Raw genomic sequence first — 17136 nt, 5'->3', positions numbered from 1 at the left:
GATGACCACGATCGGCTACCACGCCTCGCACGAGCAGCTGCCGCCGAGAGATCTCCTCTCGGCCGTGCGCTTCGCGGAATCGGTGGGATTCGACGCCGCGATGTGCTCGGACCACCTGGCGCCGTGGACGCCTGCCCAGGGTGAATCCGGGTTCGCATGGACGTGGCTCGGCGCAGCGCTCGCCTCCACGCACTTCCCCATCGGCGTCGTCACCGCCCCTGGTCAGCGCTATCATCCGGTGATCCTGGCCCAGGCGATCGCGACGGTCGAGCAGATGTTCCCCGGACGGTTCTGGGCGGCGCTCGGCAGCGGAGAGGCGATCAATGAGCACGTCACCGGAACGGGATGGCCGGAGAAGGCCGAGAGAGAGCAGCGGCTGCGAGAGTGCGTCGACGCCATGCGACGGCTGCTCGTCGGCGAGAAGGTGACGCTCGACAGCCTGATCGTCGTGGACGAGGCGCGGGTGTGGAGTCGTCCGGAATCGCCGCCGCCCCTGTTCGGCGCCGCCGTCAGTGCGAGGACGGCGGGGTGGGTGGCCGAGTGGGCGGACGGGCTCATCACCGTGGGATCCGACCCCGACGCGACGGGCGCGGCTCTGAGCGCGTTCCGCGACGCGGGCGGAACCGGTGACGCAGCGCTCCAGATCCATGTCAGCCTCGCCGACACGGACGAGGAAGCGCTTCAGGTCGCGCGCGCGCAGTGGGCGCACTCGAGTGCGCCAGCAGAGCGCGTGTGGGACATCGCGCAGCCGGAGGAGTTCGCAGCGCTGGCGGATCCGACGGACGACAAGCTCAGGGAAGCCGTGGTCGTGGAGGCATCCGCCGATGCGATGGCGGAGCGCATCGCAGCCGCAGCAGAGGGGTTCGACGCGGTGTACATCCATCACGTCGGGGTGGATCAAGGTCCGTTCCTCCGCCGCTGCGAGGAGCAGCTGCTGCCCGCACTGCGGAGGCTGTTGTGAACGCCGCCGACAGAAGCGACCTGTGGTGGCGGACGGCGGTCATCTACTGCCTCGACATCGAGACGTTCTTCGACTCGGACGGGGACGGCGTCGGCGACATCGTCGGGCTCACCCAGCGGATCGACTATCTCGCCGAGCTCGGCGTCTCGTGCCTGTGGCTCATGCCCTTCCAGCCGACCAGGGACCTCGACGACGGGTACGACATCACGGATTTCTACAGCGTCGATCCGCGGCTGGGCAATCTCGGCGAACTCGTCGAGCTGCTGCGCGTCGCACACGATCGCGGCATCCGCGTCATCGTCGACCTGGTCGTTAATCACACCTCCGACCGGCATCCGTGGTTCCGATCCGCCCGCCGCTCACGCGACTCGAAGTACCGCGACTACTACATCTGGAGAGACACACGACCGCGGGGCTCTCGCAACACCGTCTTCCCCGGTGAGGAGACGAGCACCTGGGAGCACGACCCGAAGACCGGGCAGTACTACCTGCACAGCTTCTACCGGCACCAACCCGATCTCAACCTCGCCAATCCGCAGGTGCGTGAGGAGATCGCGCGCATCGTCGGATTCTGGATGGCGATGGGCGTGGACGGCTTCCGCCTGGATGCCGTACCGTTCCTGATCGCACCCCCTGGTGCGGCGAACGAGGCCGACCCGCACTCGTTCCTGCGGGAACTCCATCGATTCGTGATGCGCCGCCAAGGAGAGGCTGCACTGCTGGGCGAGGTCGGATTGGCGCATGACGCGCAGCTGGACTATTTCGGGACGAAGGGAACAGAGCTCGATCTGCAGTTCGACTTCGCCACGGCGGAGGCGGTGTTCCTCTCGTTCGTCCGCCACGACGCGCGTCCCCTCGCCGACGTGCTCCGTGCGCGTCCGATCGTCGACGCGAGCCAGGGATGGGCGATGTTCCTGCGCAACCACGACGAGCTCACGCTGGAGCTGCTGGAGGAGGATGAACGCCAGGAGGTCTTCACCGCCCTCGCTCCCGATGAGAGGCAACGCGTGTACGGGAGAGGCATTGTGCGCCGGCTCGCGCCGATGCTGCACGGAGATCCGCGTAGCCTGCGGATGGCGTACAGCCTGCTCTTCTCCCTCCCAGGAGCACCCATGCTCTTCTACGGCGAGGAGATCGGCATGGGCGAGCTCCCCGCGCTCGGCGATCGCGCCGCGGTGCGCACCCCGATGCAGTGGGAGAACACCAAGAACGGCGGCTTCTCGACCGCCCGGCCGTCGAAGCTGCCACGCAGCATCCCCGAAGACGGCTACGGTCCGGCGCACGCGAACGCGCATGATCAGCTGCGCGACCCTGACTCGCTCCTCGCCACGATACGGCTCCTCATCTCGCGCTACCGCGCCAATCCCGAGATCGCGTGGGGAGAGTTCTCCCTCATCGACACCGGCGATCCGAAGGTGCTCGCACATATGGCGGTCACCGATGAGGCCACGTTCATCGCAGTGCACAACTTCGGCGAAGACGCCTGCGGAATCGAGCTGGCGCTGCCGAGCACGTCGGAGGACGGCGAACTGATCGATCTTCTCCACGAAGACTCGACCACGACGCCGGAGCGAGGGAAGGTGCGTCTCGAACTCGAAGGCTACGCGTACCGGTGGTTCCGGTTGGTCGCACCGGCTGCGCCTGCACTGTCCTGAGCGGTCGAACTGCACAACGTGCGTTCAGCTGTCGTCGCGTGCCGCCTTGCGATCGATCGCTTCCAGAAGCCCCTTGAGCGCCTTCTCGATCGTCCCGTGCTTGTACTGACCGGCACGGCTCTCCCCCGAGATCACCGCGCACCGGTGCAGAGTGCGGAAGTCGCCGTACGGGAAGCGGTAGCGCCCCTTGGTGTCCTCGCCCATGTCGGTGTCCTCACCGAGATGCCATTTCGCGAACTCGCGGAGCCCGTTCTCCTCGTGAAGTCGTTCTCCTGGTCGGTCGTGGGTGCGTGCTCGCTCCAGTCATCGCGTTCGTCCGCGGTGTACTGACCCCTGCGGAGCAGCCCACGGGCGTGGGTCAGTGCGGATTCGTTCAATTTCATGGCCATCTCAGGCTCCTCTCTCTGCGACGGTCCAGTCGGCGACGACAGGGATGTCGACGCCGTGCTCCCGCGTGTGACGGCGCGCATCCTCGCGCGCTGTCACGAACCCGGCGCGGACCTCGGCCGCTCGTTCGGCGAGGCCGGGCACGCGGTCGATCACGTCGATCGCGAGGCGGTAGCGATCGATGTCGTTGAGCATCAGCATGTCGAACGGCGTGGTGGTGGTGCCGCGCTCGCGATAGCCGTGCACGTGCAGGTTGTCGTGCCCGGTGCGCTTGTACGTGAGGCGATGTATCAGCGATGGGTAACCGTGATACGCGAACACGACGGGCCGGTTCGTCGTGAAGAGTGCGTCGAAGGCCTCGTCCTCCATCCCTGCCGGATGCTGGTCCGGCGACTGCAACGTGGCGAGATCGACAACGTTGACCACGCGCACCTTCAGATCAGGGATGCTGTCGCGCAGCAGCTCCGCAGCGGCGATGACCTCCTGCGTCGGCACGTCGCCTGCGGCGGCGAGAACGGCATCGGGGGTCTCCGCGGGTCGAGTCGTCCCGGCCCATCCGAGCTCTCCGATCCCGCGCAGGACATGCGTGCGGGCGTCATCGAGGGTCAGCCACTGCGGTGCGGGCTTCTTACCCGCGACGACGACGTTGATGCGGTTCGCGGCGTCGAGGCACTGCGACATCGTGACGAGCAGAGTGTTCGCATCGAACGGCAGGTACACGCGCACGATGTCGGCGCTCTTGTTCAGCACGTGATCGATGAACCCCGGGTCCTGGTGGGTGAAGCCGTTGTGATCCTGTTGCCACACGTGGCTCGACAGCAGGTAGGTGAATGCGGGCAGCGGCTCGCGCCATGCGACGCCCGCCGATGCCTCCAGCCACTTCGCGTGCTGGTTGAACATCGAATCGACGATGTGGATGAATGCCTCGTACGAAGTGAAGACGCCATGGCGTCCGGTGAGGGTGTAGCCCTCGAGCATGCCCTGGCACAGGTGTTCGCTGAGCACCTCCAGCACGCGGCCGTGCGGAGCGAGGTGTTCATCCACCGGGGTCGTGGCTGCGTTCCACTGCTTCTCGGTCGCATCGAACACGGCGGGCGCCAGCCGGTTGGATTCGAGTTCGTCCGGGCTGAAGATGCGGAACGTCTCCGGGTTGCGGCCGATGACGTCCGCCAGCCACGCTCCGAGGGTCCGGGTGGCACTCGCGTCGGAGCCGCCTGGAGCATCGACGGCGACGGCGTGCTGATCAGGACCCGGGATCTCGAGCGGACGACGGATGCCGTTGGACTGCGGGATGGCACTCATCCGCCGCACGCCCTTCGGCCCCCAGCCCGACGTCGACTCGCGCGGTGAGCCCGCGTCGTCGAACAGGTCGGCCGGTCGATACGAGCGCAGCCAGTCCTCCAGCATCCGTCGGTGCCCGTCATCGTCGCGCACGTCGTCGAGCGGCACCTGGTGGGAGCGCCAGGTTCCTTCGACAGGGTCGCCATCGACTTCCACGGGGCCGGTCCATCCCTTCGGCGAGCGCAGTACGATCATGGGCCAGGCTCGCCGCTCGCCTTCGAGAGCCGCCGCGCGCACCTGCGCGATCCCGTCGAAGGCTCGATCCAGCGCCTCGGCGAAGCGCGCGTGCGCGGCGGCCGCATCCTCGGTCGCCGAGATCGTGACGAAGATCGGGTCGTAGCCGTATCCGGTCATGAGCGCGGCCAGCTCCTGCTGCGGGATCCGCGCCAGCATCGTCGGGTTCGCGATCTTCCAGCCGTTCAGGTGCAGGATCGGCAGCACCATGCCGTCTCGGCGCGGGTCGAGGAACCTGCTGCCGTGCCACGCCGCGGCCAGCGGTCCGGTCTCCGCTTCGCCGTCGCCGACCACGCACACGACCGTGAGGTCTGGATCGTCCAGCGCCGCACCGAACGCATGCGAGAGCGAGTAGCCCAGTTCGCCGCCCTCCTGGATGGAACCAGGAGTCTCGGGCGCCGTGTGGCTCGGCACGCCGCCTGGGTACGAGAACTGCTGGAACAGCGTGCGCATGCCGGCCGCATCCCTCGTCACGTCCGCATACAGCTCGGAGTACGTGCCGTCGAGCCAGGCGTTGGCGTTCATCGCCGGACCGCCGTGACCGGGCCCGGCGATGAAGAGCACCGGTTCGTCGCGCTCGACGATCACGCGATTCAGATGGGCGTAGACGAGGTTGAGCCCCGGTACGGTTCCGAAATGGCCCAGCAACCTGGGTTTGATGTCCTCTACCGTCAGCGGGCGCGCGAGAGTCGCGTCATCCTGCAGATAGATCTGCCCCACGCTCAGATAGTTCGCCGCTCGCCACCAGCGGTCGATCCGGTCGAGGGACTCGGGGTTCGCAGTCATGAGATCGCGGCGTCAGCCGGCCATCACGACCGGCGCGGAGGCGGATTCTGAGATTGTTTGGGATCCGGCACGGCCGGTTTCCCCTCGTCGACACCGTCCGGCGTTATCGGCTCGAACCCTGAATCATCGTCGCGGGTCTCGTCGAGCGGAACATCGGCGATCTGCTGCTCTTCCAGCGGATCCCTCGCATCGGACATCATGGACTCCTTCCGTCGGAGTCTCACCATCGCGAACGACGACAGCATGCGACAGGGGCTTGACCGGAAGGGCCGTTCGGAGTTATCGCCAGGAGGAACCGTGGAACCACGGTGACCGCGTTACCAGCGGTCGAAATGGCGGAGACGAGGGGATTTGAACCCCTGGACCCCTTGCGAGGTCTCCACCTTAGCAGGGTGGTGCACTAGGCCGGACTATGCGACGTCTCCAGGCATTCGACTCGAAGAGCACGGATGCGCTCGTCCATCATAACCGGTCGCGCGAGGGCTGACGAACCGGCGCCGAGTCGGACAGCAGGCGTGCAGTGGCGGTCGCCATATGGACAGCCATCGCGGACGCCGCAGCATCGCCGTCGCCTGCACGCACCCCTGCCAGCACGGCCTCATGCTCGGCGACCGCCCGCTCCGCCTCGGCACGGTCATGCACCGCCCGATCCGCGTAGACCTGCAGGAGCGAACGGATGACGTGCACATGGTCCGTCAGCGTCTCGTTGCCTGCGGCTTCGGCGAGCGCGTGGTGGAAGTCGAGGTCGGCCTTGGCGAAAGCAGGGAGGTCGCCGACGGTCTCACGCATCCGCTTCACGCTCTTGTCGAGGCGGGAGAGGACGCCGGCATCCGCACGCGCGGCAGCAAGCCGGGCGACATAGATCTCCAGGCCTTCGCGCAGCTCCAGCAACTGAGCCGTGTTGCGCTCACCGATCAGTAGGCCCCATCGCAGCGTCTGCGGCAGGAGCTCACTCGCGAGCCCGCGAAGGTACGTGCCGGACCCCGGCCGCACATCGACGATTCCGAGGATCTCCAGAGCGGCGAGCGCTTCGCGCACGGCCGAACGACCGACGCCGAGCGCTGCGGAGAGTTGCCGCTCCGGTGGCAGTCGAGCGCCGGCTGCCACCGAACCGCTCGTGAACAGGTCGAGCAGACGGCGCGCGACTTCTGACACCGGTGTACCAGAGGGCAGCGCGCTCAGTGCGGCGGTGATGTCATCAACCGGTTCGCCGGGGTATGCGGGCATGGGTTCAACATACCCGGATCACTTCACAAGGCGAGACTTGCAATTGGTCAACCGGTTTGCCAAAATGTTCGAAGCATCGCCCGTGATCATCGTCGATTCAGGAGTCACTGTGGACAACCCTCAGACCGAGAGCCCGGTCGCGAAATCTGCGATCCGCAAGGTCGCCATCCGCCTCGTGCCGTTCGTCGCCCTGATGTTCTTCATCAACTACCTCGATCGCACCGCCATCGGCTTCGCCTCCCCCAATGGCATGAACGACGACCTCGCCCTGAGCGCCGCACAGTTCGGTTTCGCGTCCGGCGTCTTCTTCATCGGCTACATCCTTCTCGAGGTACCGTCGAACCTCGCCCTGCACAGGTTCGGTGCCCGCCGCTGGCTGGCCCGGATCATGGTCAGCTGGGGCATCGTCGCGCTGCTGTTCACCTGGGTCCAGAACTTCGAGCAGCTCGTCGTCCTGCGCTTCCTGCTCGGGGTCGCCGAAGCAGGCTTCTTCCCTGGGGCCATCCTGTTCCTCAGCCTCTGGGTGCCGGCCCACTACCGCGGCCGCATCCTGATGCTCTTCTACCTGGCGCAGCCCCTGACCACAGTCATCGGCGCACCGCTCGCCGGGGCTCTCATCCAGCAGCACGGCGTCTTCTTCGGCCTCGAAGGCTGGCGCTTCATGTTCATGGGCGTGGCGATCCCGGCGATCATCGTGGGCGTCATCGCGTGGTTCTATCTGAAGGACAAGCCGGCTGACGCGAAGTGGTTGACCCCGGAGGAGCAGACCTGGCTCACCGGCGCCCTGGAAGCGGAACGCAAGACGACCGAGTCCTCCGAGAAGCACGTCTCCGCACGATTCGCCTTCTCGAGCGGACGCGTCTGGATGCTGTCGTTCATCTACTTCGGCTTCATCTACGGTCTCTACGCGCTGGCGTTCTTCCTCCCCACGATCATCGAGGGGTTCCAGACGGAGGCCGGCGGAGCATACGACGTGTTCCAGAAGGGGCTCATCACCGCGATCCCGTATCTTCCCGCAGCCATCGTGATGTACTTCTGGTCACGCGATGCCGGCAAGCGCGGGCTCAAGACATGGCACATCGCCGTCCCCGCGCTCGCGGGTGCGGTCTCCATCCCGCTGGCGCTGTTCATGGGATCACCGGTGGCGACGATGATCGTCATCACAGTCACGGCGTGCGCGATCTTCGCGGCGCTGCCGAACTTCTGGACCCTGCCGACGCAGTTCCTCACCGGTGTCGCCGCAGCAGCGGGCGTCGCCCTGATCAACACGATCGGCAACCTCGCCGGCTTCAGCGCGCCGTACATCACCGGAGCTGTGCACGACTGGACCGGTGGTTACGAGGTGCCGATGTTCATCGTCGGCGGCTTCATGCTGCTGTCGGCGGTGCTGATGGTCGTCCTCGCACGGCAGAATCGCAAGACGCCGGATGCCGTAACCGTCGAGCGCGCCGAGTCGGTGGCAGGCGAAGGATGATCGGTCTCGGCACCTACGCCTACTTCTGGCAGCACTCCGACCGCGTACCGGAGCCGCTGAGCCTGATCGACGCCTTCGAGGACACCCGCGCCCAGGGCGTCGACCTCTTCCAGATCTGCGACTACGCACCGTTGGAGCAGATGAGTGACTCCGAACTGCGCGATGCGGCGGGAGCAGCTCGCGACCTCGGTCTCACGATCGAACTCGGCACCAAAGGCATCGTTCCCGAACACCTGACCCGCTTCCTCGAGCTGGCCAAGATCTTCGATGCGCACCTGGTGCGCAGCATGCTCTACGGCCCTGACTCACGCCCCTCACTCGCCGAGGCCGAGACCTGGTTGCGGCACACACTTCCCACTTACGAGGCCGCCGGCGTCACGCTTGCGCTGGAGACCTACGAGCAGCTCGCCACCACTGACCTGCTCGCCGTGATCGAGCGCGTGGGCAGCGCGCAACTCGGCATCTGTTTGGACCCCGCGAACGTCGTCGCGCGCCTCGAATCGCCGCGCACCTGCGTCGAGCAGACGGCCGCCCTCACCAAGAACGTGCACGTGAAGGACTTCGCCTTCGCCCGCCAACCCGGCTGGGTCGGGTTCACCTACAGCGGCGCCCAGATGGGCACCGGTCTGCACGACTACGACCACCTGCTGGCCACGGTGAAGCCCCGAGAACGCGACATCAACGAGATCGTCGAGCACTGGCTGCCCTGGCAGGACGACGCCACGACCACCATCCGAACCGAGCGGGAATGGACCCGCGCCACCCTGGAACACCTGAGGAGCACACAATGAGCAGCACCCACAAGATCGCCGTCATCGGCGCCGGTGGAAAGATGGGCATGCGAGTGTCCGACAACCTGATGAAGACGGGGCACACCGTCTGGTACGTCGAGAACTCCCCCGCCGGCCAGCAGCGCACGATCGAGGCGGGCCGCGAGCTTACCGACGCCTCCGCCGCGGTCGCCGATGCAGACATCGTCGTGCTCGCCGTTCCCGACCTCGCCCTCGGACAGGTCACGGCAGACCTCGTCCCCCAGCTGCGTTCGGGCGCGATCGTGCTGACTCTCGACCCCGCTGCCGCCTACGCCGGACTCCTCACCACCCGCGAGGACGTCATCCAGGCCGTCGCGCACCCATGCCACCCGTCGATCTTCCTGCAGCGTGAGACACCGGAGCAGTGGGCGGACACCTTCGGCGGCATCGCCGCCCCGCAGGATGCCATCGCGGCGATCGAAAGCGAAGACGACGCCAAGAAGGCCATCGTCGAGGCCACTGTCCGCGCGATCTACGCGCCCGTCATCGACGTGCACTGGGTCACGATCAAGCAGCTCGCCCAGCTCGAGCCGACGCTTGTCGAGACGGTCGCGTGCATGATCGGCTCTCTTCTGAACGAGGCTCTGCAGGAGACCGTGAACACGATGGGCGTCCCGGAGGCGGCTGCGCGCAGCATCCTGTACGGTCACACGCAGGTGGCACTGGCCAACGGGCTGCGCGGCGACAACCCGTTCAGCGACGCGTGCCTGATCGCGATGGACTACGGCAGGGAGAGCATCATCAAGGACGACTGGAAGAAGATCTTCCGCGACGACGAGCTCGACAAGAACCTCGCCCGCATGCTGCACCTCGACGAGATCGAGCGCTGAGATGACCCGGCTGACTGGCAAGACGGCGCTCGTCACGGGCGCCGGATCCGGCATCGGACGCGCGGTCGCGGAGCGGTTCGCTCGCGAGGGCGCCCGAGTGATCATCGCTGACAGAGATGCGGATGCCGCGGCATCCGTCGCCGCCGACATCGGCGATGCTGCTCGTGCGGCCGTCGTCGACATTGCCGACGAGGCATCCGTCGAGGCTGCCTTCGCTGACCTCGTCGCCGCCGGCTGGAGTCCAGACGTGGTGGTGGCGAACGCCGGTGTACAGCTGTTCGGGCAGGATGCCAAGGCCGCTGATCTCGATCTCGACGTGTGGCGCCGCACGATCGACGTGAACCTGACCGGCACCTTCCTCACGGTCAAGCACTCCGTGCGGGCGATGCTCGCCTCGGGCGGCGGGTCGATCATCCTCACTGGGAGCCCGACCGGCCTGAACGGCGAAGGCCAGGACTTCACCGCCTACTCCGCTTCGAAGGCCGGCATCCATGGCCTGACGCGCACCGTCGCCGCGGCGTACGCCAGTGACGGCATCCGGGTGAACACCGTCGTGCCGGCTTACACCGAGACCGGGCTCGTCTCCACGATCTCTGACGATCCTGAATCGCGCGCGGCGATCGTCGGCCGCATCCCGCTCGGCCGCGCCGGCAGTCCCGCCGATGTCGAAGGGATCATGGTGTTCCTCGCGAGCAGCGACGGCGAGTTCGCCACCGGTGCGCTGTTCGCGGTCGACGGGGGCATGACGACGCTGTGAGCAGGGTCGACGCGTGACGACGACATCCTGGTGGCGGAGCGAGGCTGCCACGTGGCAGGCCGACGGATGGTCGTTGGAGTTGCGCGGCGATGAGCTGGCGGACATCCGCCGTGGTGGCGATGTGATCCTGCGCGCGGTGCGTGCAGTCGTCCGAGACCGCAGCTGGAACACCGTGCCAGCGATCGTCACCGCGATGGACTCGGATGCCACGTCACTCCGACTCGCTCTGCGCCACGAAGGTCTCGGCGCCGAAGTGCTGTCGACGCTCACGGTACAAGCGAGCGGAGACGATCTCCTGGTCGGGTGGGATGCCGAGAACCTCCGCGAATTCTCGACGTGCCGCACTGGTCTCGTGGTGCTGCATCCGGCGTCAGATTCCGGCCGCGGCGTCACCGTCGTGCACTCTGACGAAGCCTCGGAACAGACATCCTTTCCCACACGCATCAGCCCGCACCAGCCGATAGTCGACATCCGCGCATTGGAGCTTCACCCCAGAGCAGGTGCGGATGGGGTGACCACGCTGCGTTTCGATGGCGATGTCTTCGAGATGGAGGATCAGCGCAACTGGTCGGACGCCTCGTTCAAGACATACAGCCGTCCGCTGAGTCTCCCCTATCCGTACTCTGTGGCGGCCGGTGAGCGCGTGCGCCAGGCGATCACCGTGAACGCAGCTCTGTCGCGGGCCACCGATGGCCCCGTGCCGGACGAGATCGTCCTCGTCGAAGGCGGCGTGTTCCCTGCCACCGGCGTCGAAGCCTCGACCGCGCCGGACCCCGTGCCGCCGTGCGCGGACGGAAGCTTCCGCGTCGTCGAACTGGACCTGACCACACCCACGTGGTCCGCGGCGCTGCACAGAGCGGCCGCGGATGGGTTGCCGCTGGACGTCCGCCTCGTCGCTGCTGAAGACCCGCAGCCCCTCGCGGACGCGGCGAGCGCATTCGCGCGCCTACCGATCATCGCGGTCACACCGTTCGACAGCGTGCTGCACGTGAGTGATGGATCGATCGTGGCCCGAACCCGCACAGCGCTCGACGAAGCCGGCATCCGCACCGAACTCAGAGCAGGTGCGCGATCGCACTTCACCGAGCTCAATCGCGAGAAGACGCGCATCCCGAACGAGGTCGACGGCATCGCATTCACGACGACGCCCCTGTTCCACTCACTCGACACCGAACAGCTCGTCGAAGCTCTGCCGATGCAGCGCCTCATCGCCAGCCAGGCAGTCGGGATGGCCGATCACCGACCCGTGCACATCGGACCCGTGACGTTGCGCCCCCGGTTCAACAATGTGGCCACCTCTCCCGGGCCCGCTCCGACCCGGACCGACCTCGGTGAGGGATACGGAGCGCAGTTCACCGGCGCGGACGATGATCGGCAGAGTTCACCGGAACTCGCGGCGTGGACCATGGCGAGTGCAGCAGCACTCGCCATTCCCGGTGTCGCCAGCATCTCGTGGTTCGAGACCTGGGGGCCGCGCGGACTGCGTGATCTCGGCGGCGAACCTCATCCTGCAGCCGAAGCGATCGCAGTGCTCACATCGTTGGCCGGACGAACACTCTTGTCGGGTTCGAGTCCTGATGGACTTCTCTGGGCGATCGGGGCAAGGGCGGCTGATGAGGACATCGTGCTCGTGTCGAATCTCGACCGGGCGTCGAGGGCGTACAGGGTCGCAGTGCCCGGCCGACCGGCACTGTCGGGCTCGCTTCCCGCCGGCTCATGGATGCGGCTCACGACCTCCGGCAGATCCGACTAACGCCAATCCGCGGCAGGCCCGAATGCGTTGCGTCGTCGACCGCCGACCATTCACCCAGACGTCGACTGCCGCACCACGAGCTCGGGCCGGAACCGCACGTTGCGCTCGTAGTCTCCGTCGGGATCGCTGATCGACCGCAACAGTAGTTCGACGGCGGTGTGACCGATCAGCTGCGCCGGCTGGCGGATCGAGCTGAGCGGCACCACCGTGGCCGAGGCGAAGTCGATGTCGTCGTACCCGATCAGGGCGATGTCTTCGGGCACCCTGAGAGTGTTGAACATCGAGAACGCCTGCAGCAGCCCCACGGCGAGAAGATCGTTCGCGGCGAAGATCGCGTCAGGCCGGACCGCACGTTCGACGAGAGCCTCCCCTGCCGCGCGCCCGTTCAGAACGGTGAGCGCCGGCATCTCGATCACCTCGAGCGAGGCATCCGCTCTCTCATCCACCGCGCGTCGCGCACCCTGCAGACGATTCGCGACCTGCGCGATCGACGCCGGGCCACCGATGAACGCGATGCGTCGACGACCGATTTCCAGCAGATGCCGCACCGCGAGGTAGCCGCCCTCGACGTCGTCGACCGACACCGAGCAGAACGTGCTGCCCGGGATCTCATGGTCGACCAGCACCACGGGTATGCCGGCATCCTGCATCCTGCTCAGCCTGTCGGTCGTTCCGGATGCCGGAGTGATGAGCACCCCGTTGACACGCTGCTCCCGGAACAGATCGAGGTAGCCGGCTTCACGAGAGGCGTCGTCGTCGCTGTTGCCGAGCAGCACCGAGAGACCGTCTTCCTGCGCACGTGTCTCAGCGCCGCGGGCGACATCGGCGAAGAACGGGTTACCCGCGTCGAGCACGACGAGGCCGATGCTGCGACTGCGCCCGGCGCGGAGCTGACGAGCCGCGTCGTTGCGCACGAAACCGAGCTCCTCGATCGCGGCGAGCACGCGCGCGACCGTCTCGGCTGCGACCTTGTCCGGCCGGTTGAGGACGTTCGAGACCGTTCCGACAGAGACGGATGCCGCGACCGCGACATCTCGCACACTCACTGCCACTGCTGCTCCTCATCCTTCACGCTGACCGCGAGTGTACGGCATCACCAGCCACCTGCCTGGCCGACGCGGAACGACGAACGCACCCAGGACGACGCGAATCGTGATCGATGTTGCGCACAGTCGCCGGCCGACCTATCATTGAAACGATTCATGACCGCATACTCACCGAGGAGCATGTCACCGATGACAGCCGCCACCCGCGTCTGCTTCCAGCTGCAGATCCGCCCGGAACTGCTGGATGAGTATCTTCGCCGCCACTCCCCTGTGCGGCCGGAGATGCTCGCCGAGATCGCCGCCGCAGGCCGCCGCAACTACTCGCTGTTCCTCGGCGAAGGCGGCACCCTGATCGGCTACTACGAGACCGATGATGACGCGGCCGCGCAGGCGTACCTCGCCCAGTCGGAGGTCGCCACCCGCTGGGAATCCGAGATGGCACGGTTCTTCGTCGACCTCGACGGCCGACCCGATCAGGCCGCGACCCCGCTCACCGAAGTCTTCAACCTCGCGGAGCAGCTCTCCGCCACAGCATCCGACACCTCCGCAGAAAGCGAACAGTCATGAGCATTCTCAACCCCGCCGTCCTCACCGAGCTCGAGAAGCAGTCGATCGAACTGCCGTCGTGGGCGTTCGGAAACTCCGGCACCCGCTTCAAGGTGTTCGGCACTCCCGGCACGCCGCGTGACCCGTGGGAGAAGATTGCTGATGCCGCGCAGGTCAACAAGTACACCGCCCTCGCGCCGAGCGTCGCGCTGCACATCCCGTGGGACCTCGTCGACTCCTACGATGACCTGCGCAAGCACGCGGAAGACCTCGGCGTCTCACTCGGCACCGTCAACTCCAACACGTTCCAGGACGACGACTACAAGTTCGGCGCTCTCACTCACGAGGACGCGGCGGTCCGCAACAAGGCGATCGATCACCACCTCGCTTGCATCGACGTGATGGATGCGACCGGATCGCGCGACCTGAAAATCTGGCTCGCCGAGGGCTCGAACTACCCGGGCCAGGCCGACCTGCGCGGCCGCCAGGACCGCCTCAACGAATCCCTGCAGAAGATCTACGCGCGCCTCGGCGACGACCAGCGCCTCGTGCTGGAGTACAAGTTCTTCGAGCCCGCTTTCTACCACACCGACGTTCCGGACTGGGGGACTTCATACGCGCAGGTGGCTTCGCTCGGCGACAAGGCCATGGTGTGCCTCGACACGGGCCACCATGCGCCGGGCACGAACATCGAGTTCATCGTCATGCAGTTGCTGCGTCTCGGCAAGCTGGGCTCCTTCGACTTCAACTCGCGCTTCTACGCAGACGACGACCTCATCGTCGGCGCGGCCGACCCGTTCCAGCTGTTCCGCATCCTGTTCGAGGTCATCCGTGGCGGCGGCCTGAACAACCCCGACGTGGCGTTCATGCTCGACCAGTGCCACAACGTCGAGGACAAGATCCCCGGCCAGATCCGCTCGGTGCTGAACGTGCAGGAGATGACGGCGCGCGCGCTGCTCGTCGACAAGGATGCCCTGACCGCCGCGCAGAAGTCGGGCGACGTTCTCGCGGCCAATGCCGTGTTCATGGACGCGTTCTACACCGACGTGCGCCCGGCCCTCGCCGAATGGCGCGAGACGCGCGGCCTCGCCGGCGACCCGATGGCGGCATACGCGGCATCCGGTTACCAGCAGAAGATCGCGGCCGACCGCGTCGGCGGCGTCCAGGCCGGCTGGGGCGCGTAAGCGCCGCCCTCAAGACTTCGATACAAGGACTTTGACATGACGAATCCCACTGCCGCCGCCCTCATCGCGCGGTCGAACCGCCTCGGCGCGGATCCGAAGAACACGAATTACGCCGGCGGCAACACCTCCGCCAAGGGCACCGAAACAGATCCCGTCACCGGCCAGCCCGTCGAACTGCTGTGGGTCAAGGGCTCCGGCGGAGACCTCGGAACGCTGAAGGAGCAGGGCCTCGCGGTGCTGCGCCTCGACCGCTTCCGTGCCCTCGTCGACGTCTACCCCGGCGTCGAGCGTGAAGATGAGATGGTCGCCGCGTTCGACTACTGCCTGCACGGCAAGGGCGGGGCTGCGCCCTCGATCGACACCGCCATGCACGGCCTGGTGGATGCTGCGCACGTCGACCACCTGCATCCCGACTCCGGCATCGCGATCGCCACGGCCGCCGACGGCGAGGCGCTGACCACGAAGATCTTCGGCGAGAAGGTCGTCTGGGTGCCGTGGCGCCGCCCCGGGTTCCAGCTCGGACTCGACATCGCAGAGATCAAGAAGCAGAACCCGGCCGCGATCGGCACGATCCTCGGCGGCCACGGCATCACCGCCTGGGGCGACACGTCCGAGGAGGCAGAGGCCAACTCGCTGTGGATCATCGACACCGCCGCCGCCTACATCGAGGCGAACGGCAAGGCCGACCCCTTCGGCAGCACGCGTGACGGGTTCACGGCACTGCCGTCGGACGAACGTCGTGAGCGCGCCGCTGCCATCGCCGGCACGGTCCGCGGCATCGCATCGACGGACAAGCCGATGGTCGGCCACTTCACCGATTCCGACGTGGTGCTCGACTTCCTGGCATCCGAGCGTGCACCCGAGCTCGCGGCTCTCGGCACCAGCTGCCCCGACCACTTCCTGCGCACCAAGGTCAAGCCGCTCATCCTCGATCTGCCGACGACGGCATCCGTCGACGAGCAGATCGCACGCCTGCACGAGCTACACGCCGAGTACCGCGCCGACTACCAGGCGTACTACGACGCGCACGCGACCGACGAGTCGCCCGCGATTCGCGGCGTCGATCCGCTCATCGTTCTGATCCCAGGCGTCGGCATGTTCTCCTACGGAGCGAACAAGCAGACCGCCCGCGTCGCCGGCGACTTCTACGTCAACGCGATCAACGTCATGCGCGGTGCGGAGTCTCTCTCGACGTACGCCCCCATCTCGGACGCCGAGAAGTTCAACATCGAGTACTGGGCGCTGGAGGAGGCCAAGCTGCAGCGGATGCCGAAGCCGAAGTCGCACCAGGGGCGCATCGCGTTCGTGACCGGCGCAGCATCCGGCATCGGCAAGGCCATCGCCACCCGCCTCGCCGCCGAGGGCGCGTGCGTTGTCGTCGCCGACCTCGATCTCGAGAAGGCACAGGCCGCGGCCGCCGAACTCGGGAACACGGATGTCGCGATCGGCGTCGCCGCCAACGTCGCGGATGCTGACGCCGTGCAGGCCGCGCTGAACGACGCCGTGCTCGCCTTCGGCGGGGTCGATCTCGTCGTCAACAACGCCGGCCTGTCGCTGTCGAAGCCGCTGCTCGAGACCACCGAGAAGGACTGGGACCTGCAGCACGAAGTCATGGCGAAGGGATCCTTCCTCGTCTCCAAGGCTGCGGCGAAGGTGCTCATCGATCAGAAGCTCGGCGGCGACATCATCTACATCTCGTCGAAGAACTCCGTCTTCGCCGGCCCGAACAACATCGCGTACTCGGCGACCAAGGCCGACCAGGCCCACCAGGTGCGGCTGCTCGCCGTGGAACTCGGTGAGCACGGCATCCGGGTCAACGGCATCAACCCCGACGGCGTCGTGCGCGGCTCCGGTATCTTCGCCTCCGGCTGGGGCGCGAACCGCGCCGCGACCTACGGCGTCGACGAGAAGGATCTCGGCCAGTTCTACGCGAACCGCACGATCCTCAAGCGCGAGGTCGTGCCCGAGAACGTCGCGGATGCCGTGTACGTCCTGACCGGCCCCGAGCTCAGCCGCACGACCGGTCTTCACATCCCGGTCGACTCCGGTGTCGCGGCTGCATTCCTGCGATGAGCCACGGGTCGTTGAGCGAGCCCACCCCCCACGGTTCGTTGAGCGAGCCCACCCCCCACGGGTCGTTGAG

General features: G+C 66.8%; 15 protein-coding genes and 1 tRNA gene. 10 read left to right on the top strand and 6 right to left on the bottom strand.

The features are described from left to right. Window position 1: 1 nt before the first annotated feature. Both J1M43_RS13655 and J1M43_RS13650 read left to right on the top strand, forming a co-directional pair. Complete coding sequence (locus tag J1M43_RS13655) at window positions 2–961, top strand: TIGR03885 family FMN-dependent LLM class oxidoreductase (protein WP_206477022.1); 960 nt, start codon at window positions 2–4, stop codon at window positions 959–961. Further along, on the top strand, window positions 958–2616 hold the full coding sequence (locus J1M43_RS13650; RefSeq protein ID WP_206477021.1) for an alpha-amylase family protein: 1659 nt from the start codon (window positions 958–960) through the stop codon (window positions 2614–2616). The genes J1M43_RS13655 and J1M43_RS13650 overlap by 4 nt, the downstream gene beginning before the upstream one ends. Window positions 2617–2640: 24 nt before the next feature. On the opposite strand, the gene J1M43_RS17115 is transcribed toward J1M43_RS13650, so the two are convergent. The 5 genes from J1M43_RS17115 to J1M43_RS13625 form a co-directional block, all read right to left on the bottom strand. Beyond that, the gene (locus tag J1M43_RS17115; protein WP_307823468.1) at window positions 2641–2820 is read right to left on the bottom strand and encodes a hypothetical protein; all 180 of its coding nucleotides are present in this window, start codon (window positions 2818–2820) and stop codon (window positions 2641–2643) included. 186 nt (window positions 2821–3006) lie between these two features. Further along, window positions 3007–5364, bottom strand: coding sequence for a phosphoketolase (locus tag J1M43_RS13640; protein WP_206477020.1), 2358 nt, complete (start codon window positions 5362–5364; stop codon window positions 3007–3009). Between the two features lie 23 nt (window positions 5365–5387). Then, window positions 5388–5561, bottom strand: coding sequence for a hypothetical protein (locus tag J1M43_RS13635; protein WP_206477019.1), 174 nt, complete (start codon window positions 5559–5561; stop codon window positions 5388–5390). Between the two features lie 136 nt (window positions 5562–5697). After that, window positions 5698–5789 (bottom strand) — tRNA-Ser (locus J1M43_RS13630). Between the two features lie 37 nt (window positions 5790–5826). Then, entirely contained in the window at window positions 5827–6591 is a 765-nt protein-coding gene (locus tag J1M43_RS13625; protein ID WP_206477018.1) for a FadR/GntR family transcriptional regulator, read from the bottom strand. Between the two features lie 193 nt (window positions 6592–6784). On the opposite strand from J1M43_RS13625, the gene J1M43_RS13620 reads away from it, so the two are divergent. From J1M43_RS13620 to J1M43_RS13600, 5 genes are read left to right on the top strand one after another with little or no spacing between them, the layout of a single operon-like run. After that, window positions 6785–8065 carry an MFS transporter gene (locus J1M43_RS13620; protein ID WP_241245483.1) on the top strand — a complete coding sequence of 427 codons (1281 nt, stop codon included), beginning with the start codon at window positions 6785–6787 and terminating at the stop codon, window positions 8063–8065. Beyond that, entirely contained in the window at window positions 8062–8856 is a 795-nt protein-coding gene (locus J1M43_RS13615; protein ID WP_206477016.1) for a sugar phosphate isomerase/epimerase, read from the top strand. The genes J1M43_RS13620 and J1M43_RS13615 overlap by 4 nt, the downstream gene beginning before the upstream one ends. After that, window positions 8853–9707, top strand: a complete 855-nt coding sequence (locus J1M43_RS13610) for a phosphogluconate dehydrogenase C-terminal domain-containing protein (protein ID WP_206477015.1) — start codon at window positions 8853–8855, stop codon at window positions 9705–9707. The genes J1M43_RS13615 and J1M43_RS13610 overlap by 4 nt, the downstream gene beginning before the upstream one ends. A 1-nt stretch (window position 9708) precedes the next feature. After that, window positions 9709–10464 carry an SDR family NAD(P)-dependent oxidoreductase gene (locus J1M43_RS13605; RefSeq protein ID WP_206477014.1) on the top strand — a complete coding sequence of 252 codons (756 nt, stop codon included), beginning with the start codon at window positions 9709–9711 and terminating at the stop codon, window positions 10462–10464. Window positions 10465–10477: 13 nt separating this feature from the next. Beyond that, the gene (locus J1M43_RS13600) at window positions 10478–12217 is read left to right on the top strand and encodes a hypothetical protein (RefSeq protein WP_206477013.1); all 1740 of its coding nucleotides are present in this window, start codon (window positions 10478–10480) and stop codon (window positions 12215–12217) included. A gap of 50 nt (window positions 12218–12267) precedes the next feature. Here J1M43_RS13600 and J1M43_RS13595 read toward each other — a convergent pair whose 3' ends face one another. Continuing rightward, window positions 12268–13269: a LacI family DNA-binding transcriptional regulator gene (locus J1M43_RS13595; RefSeq protein ID WP_206477012.1), complete on the bottom strand. Its 1002-nt coding sequence runs from the start codon at window positions 13267–13269 to the stop codon at window positions 12268–12270. 174 nt (window positions 13270–13443) lie between these two features. Here J1M43_RS13595 and J1M43_RS13590 point away from each other — a divergent pair, with 174 nt between their 5' ends. Genes J1M43_RS13590 through J1M43_RS13580 form a run of 3 tightly spaced genes read left to right on the top strand, consistent with a single transcriptional unit; the run spans window position 13444 to window position 17066 of the window. Next, entirely contained in the window at window positions 13444–13830 is a 387-nt protein-coding gene (locus J1M43_RS13590) for an L-rhamnose mutarotase (RefSeq protein ID WP_206477011.1), read from the top strand. Beyond that, complete coding sequence (gene rhaI, locus J1M43_RS13585) at window positions 13827–14993, top strand: L-rhamnose isomerase (protein WP_033105223.1); 1167 nt, start codon at window positions 13827–13829, stop codon at window positions 14991–14993. The genes J1M43_RS13590 and rhaI overlap by 4 nt, the downstream gene beginning before the upstream one ends. A gap of 36 nt (window positions 14994–15029) precedes the next feature. Next, the gene (locus tag J1M43_RS13580; protein WP_206477010.1) at window positions 15030–17066 is read left to right on the top strand and encodes a bifunctional aldolase/short-chain dehydrogenase; all 2037 of its coding nucleotides are present in this window, start codon (window positions 15030–15032) and stop codon (window positions 17064–17066) included. Window positions 17067–17136 lie beyond the last annotated feature (70 nt).

This window comes from Microbacterium sp. KRD172, assembly GCF_017168295.1.
Taxonomy (GTDB): Bacteria; Actinomycetota; Actinomycetes; order Actinomycetales; family Microbacteriaceae; genus Microbacterium; species Microbacterium profundi.
Note: the sequence above shows the minus strand (reverse complement) of the source record. Positions and strands in the feature narration are given on the sequence as shown.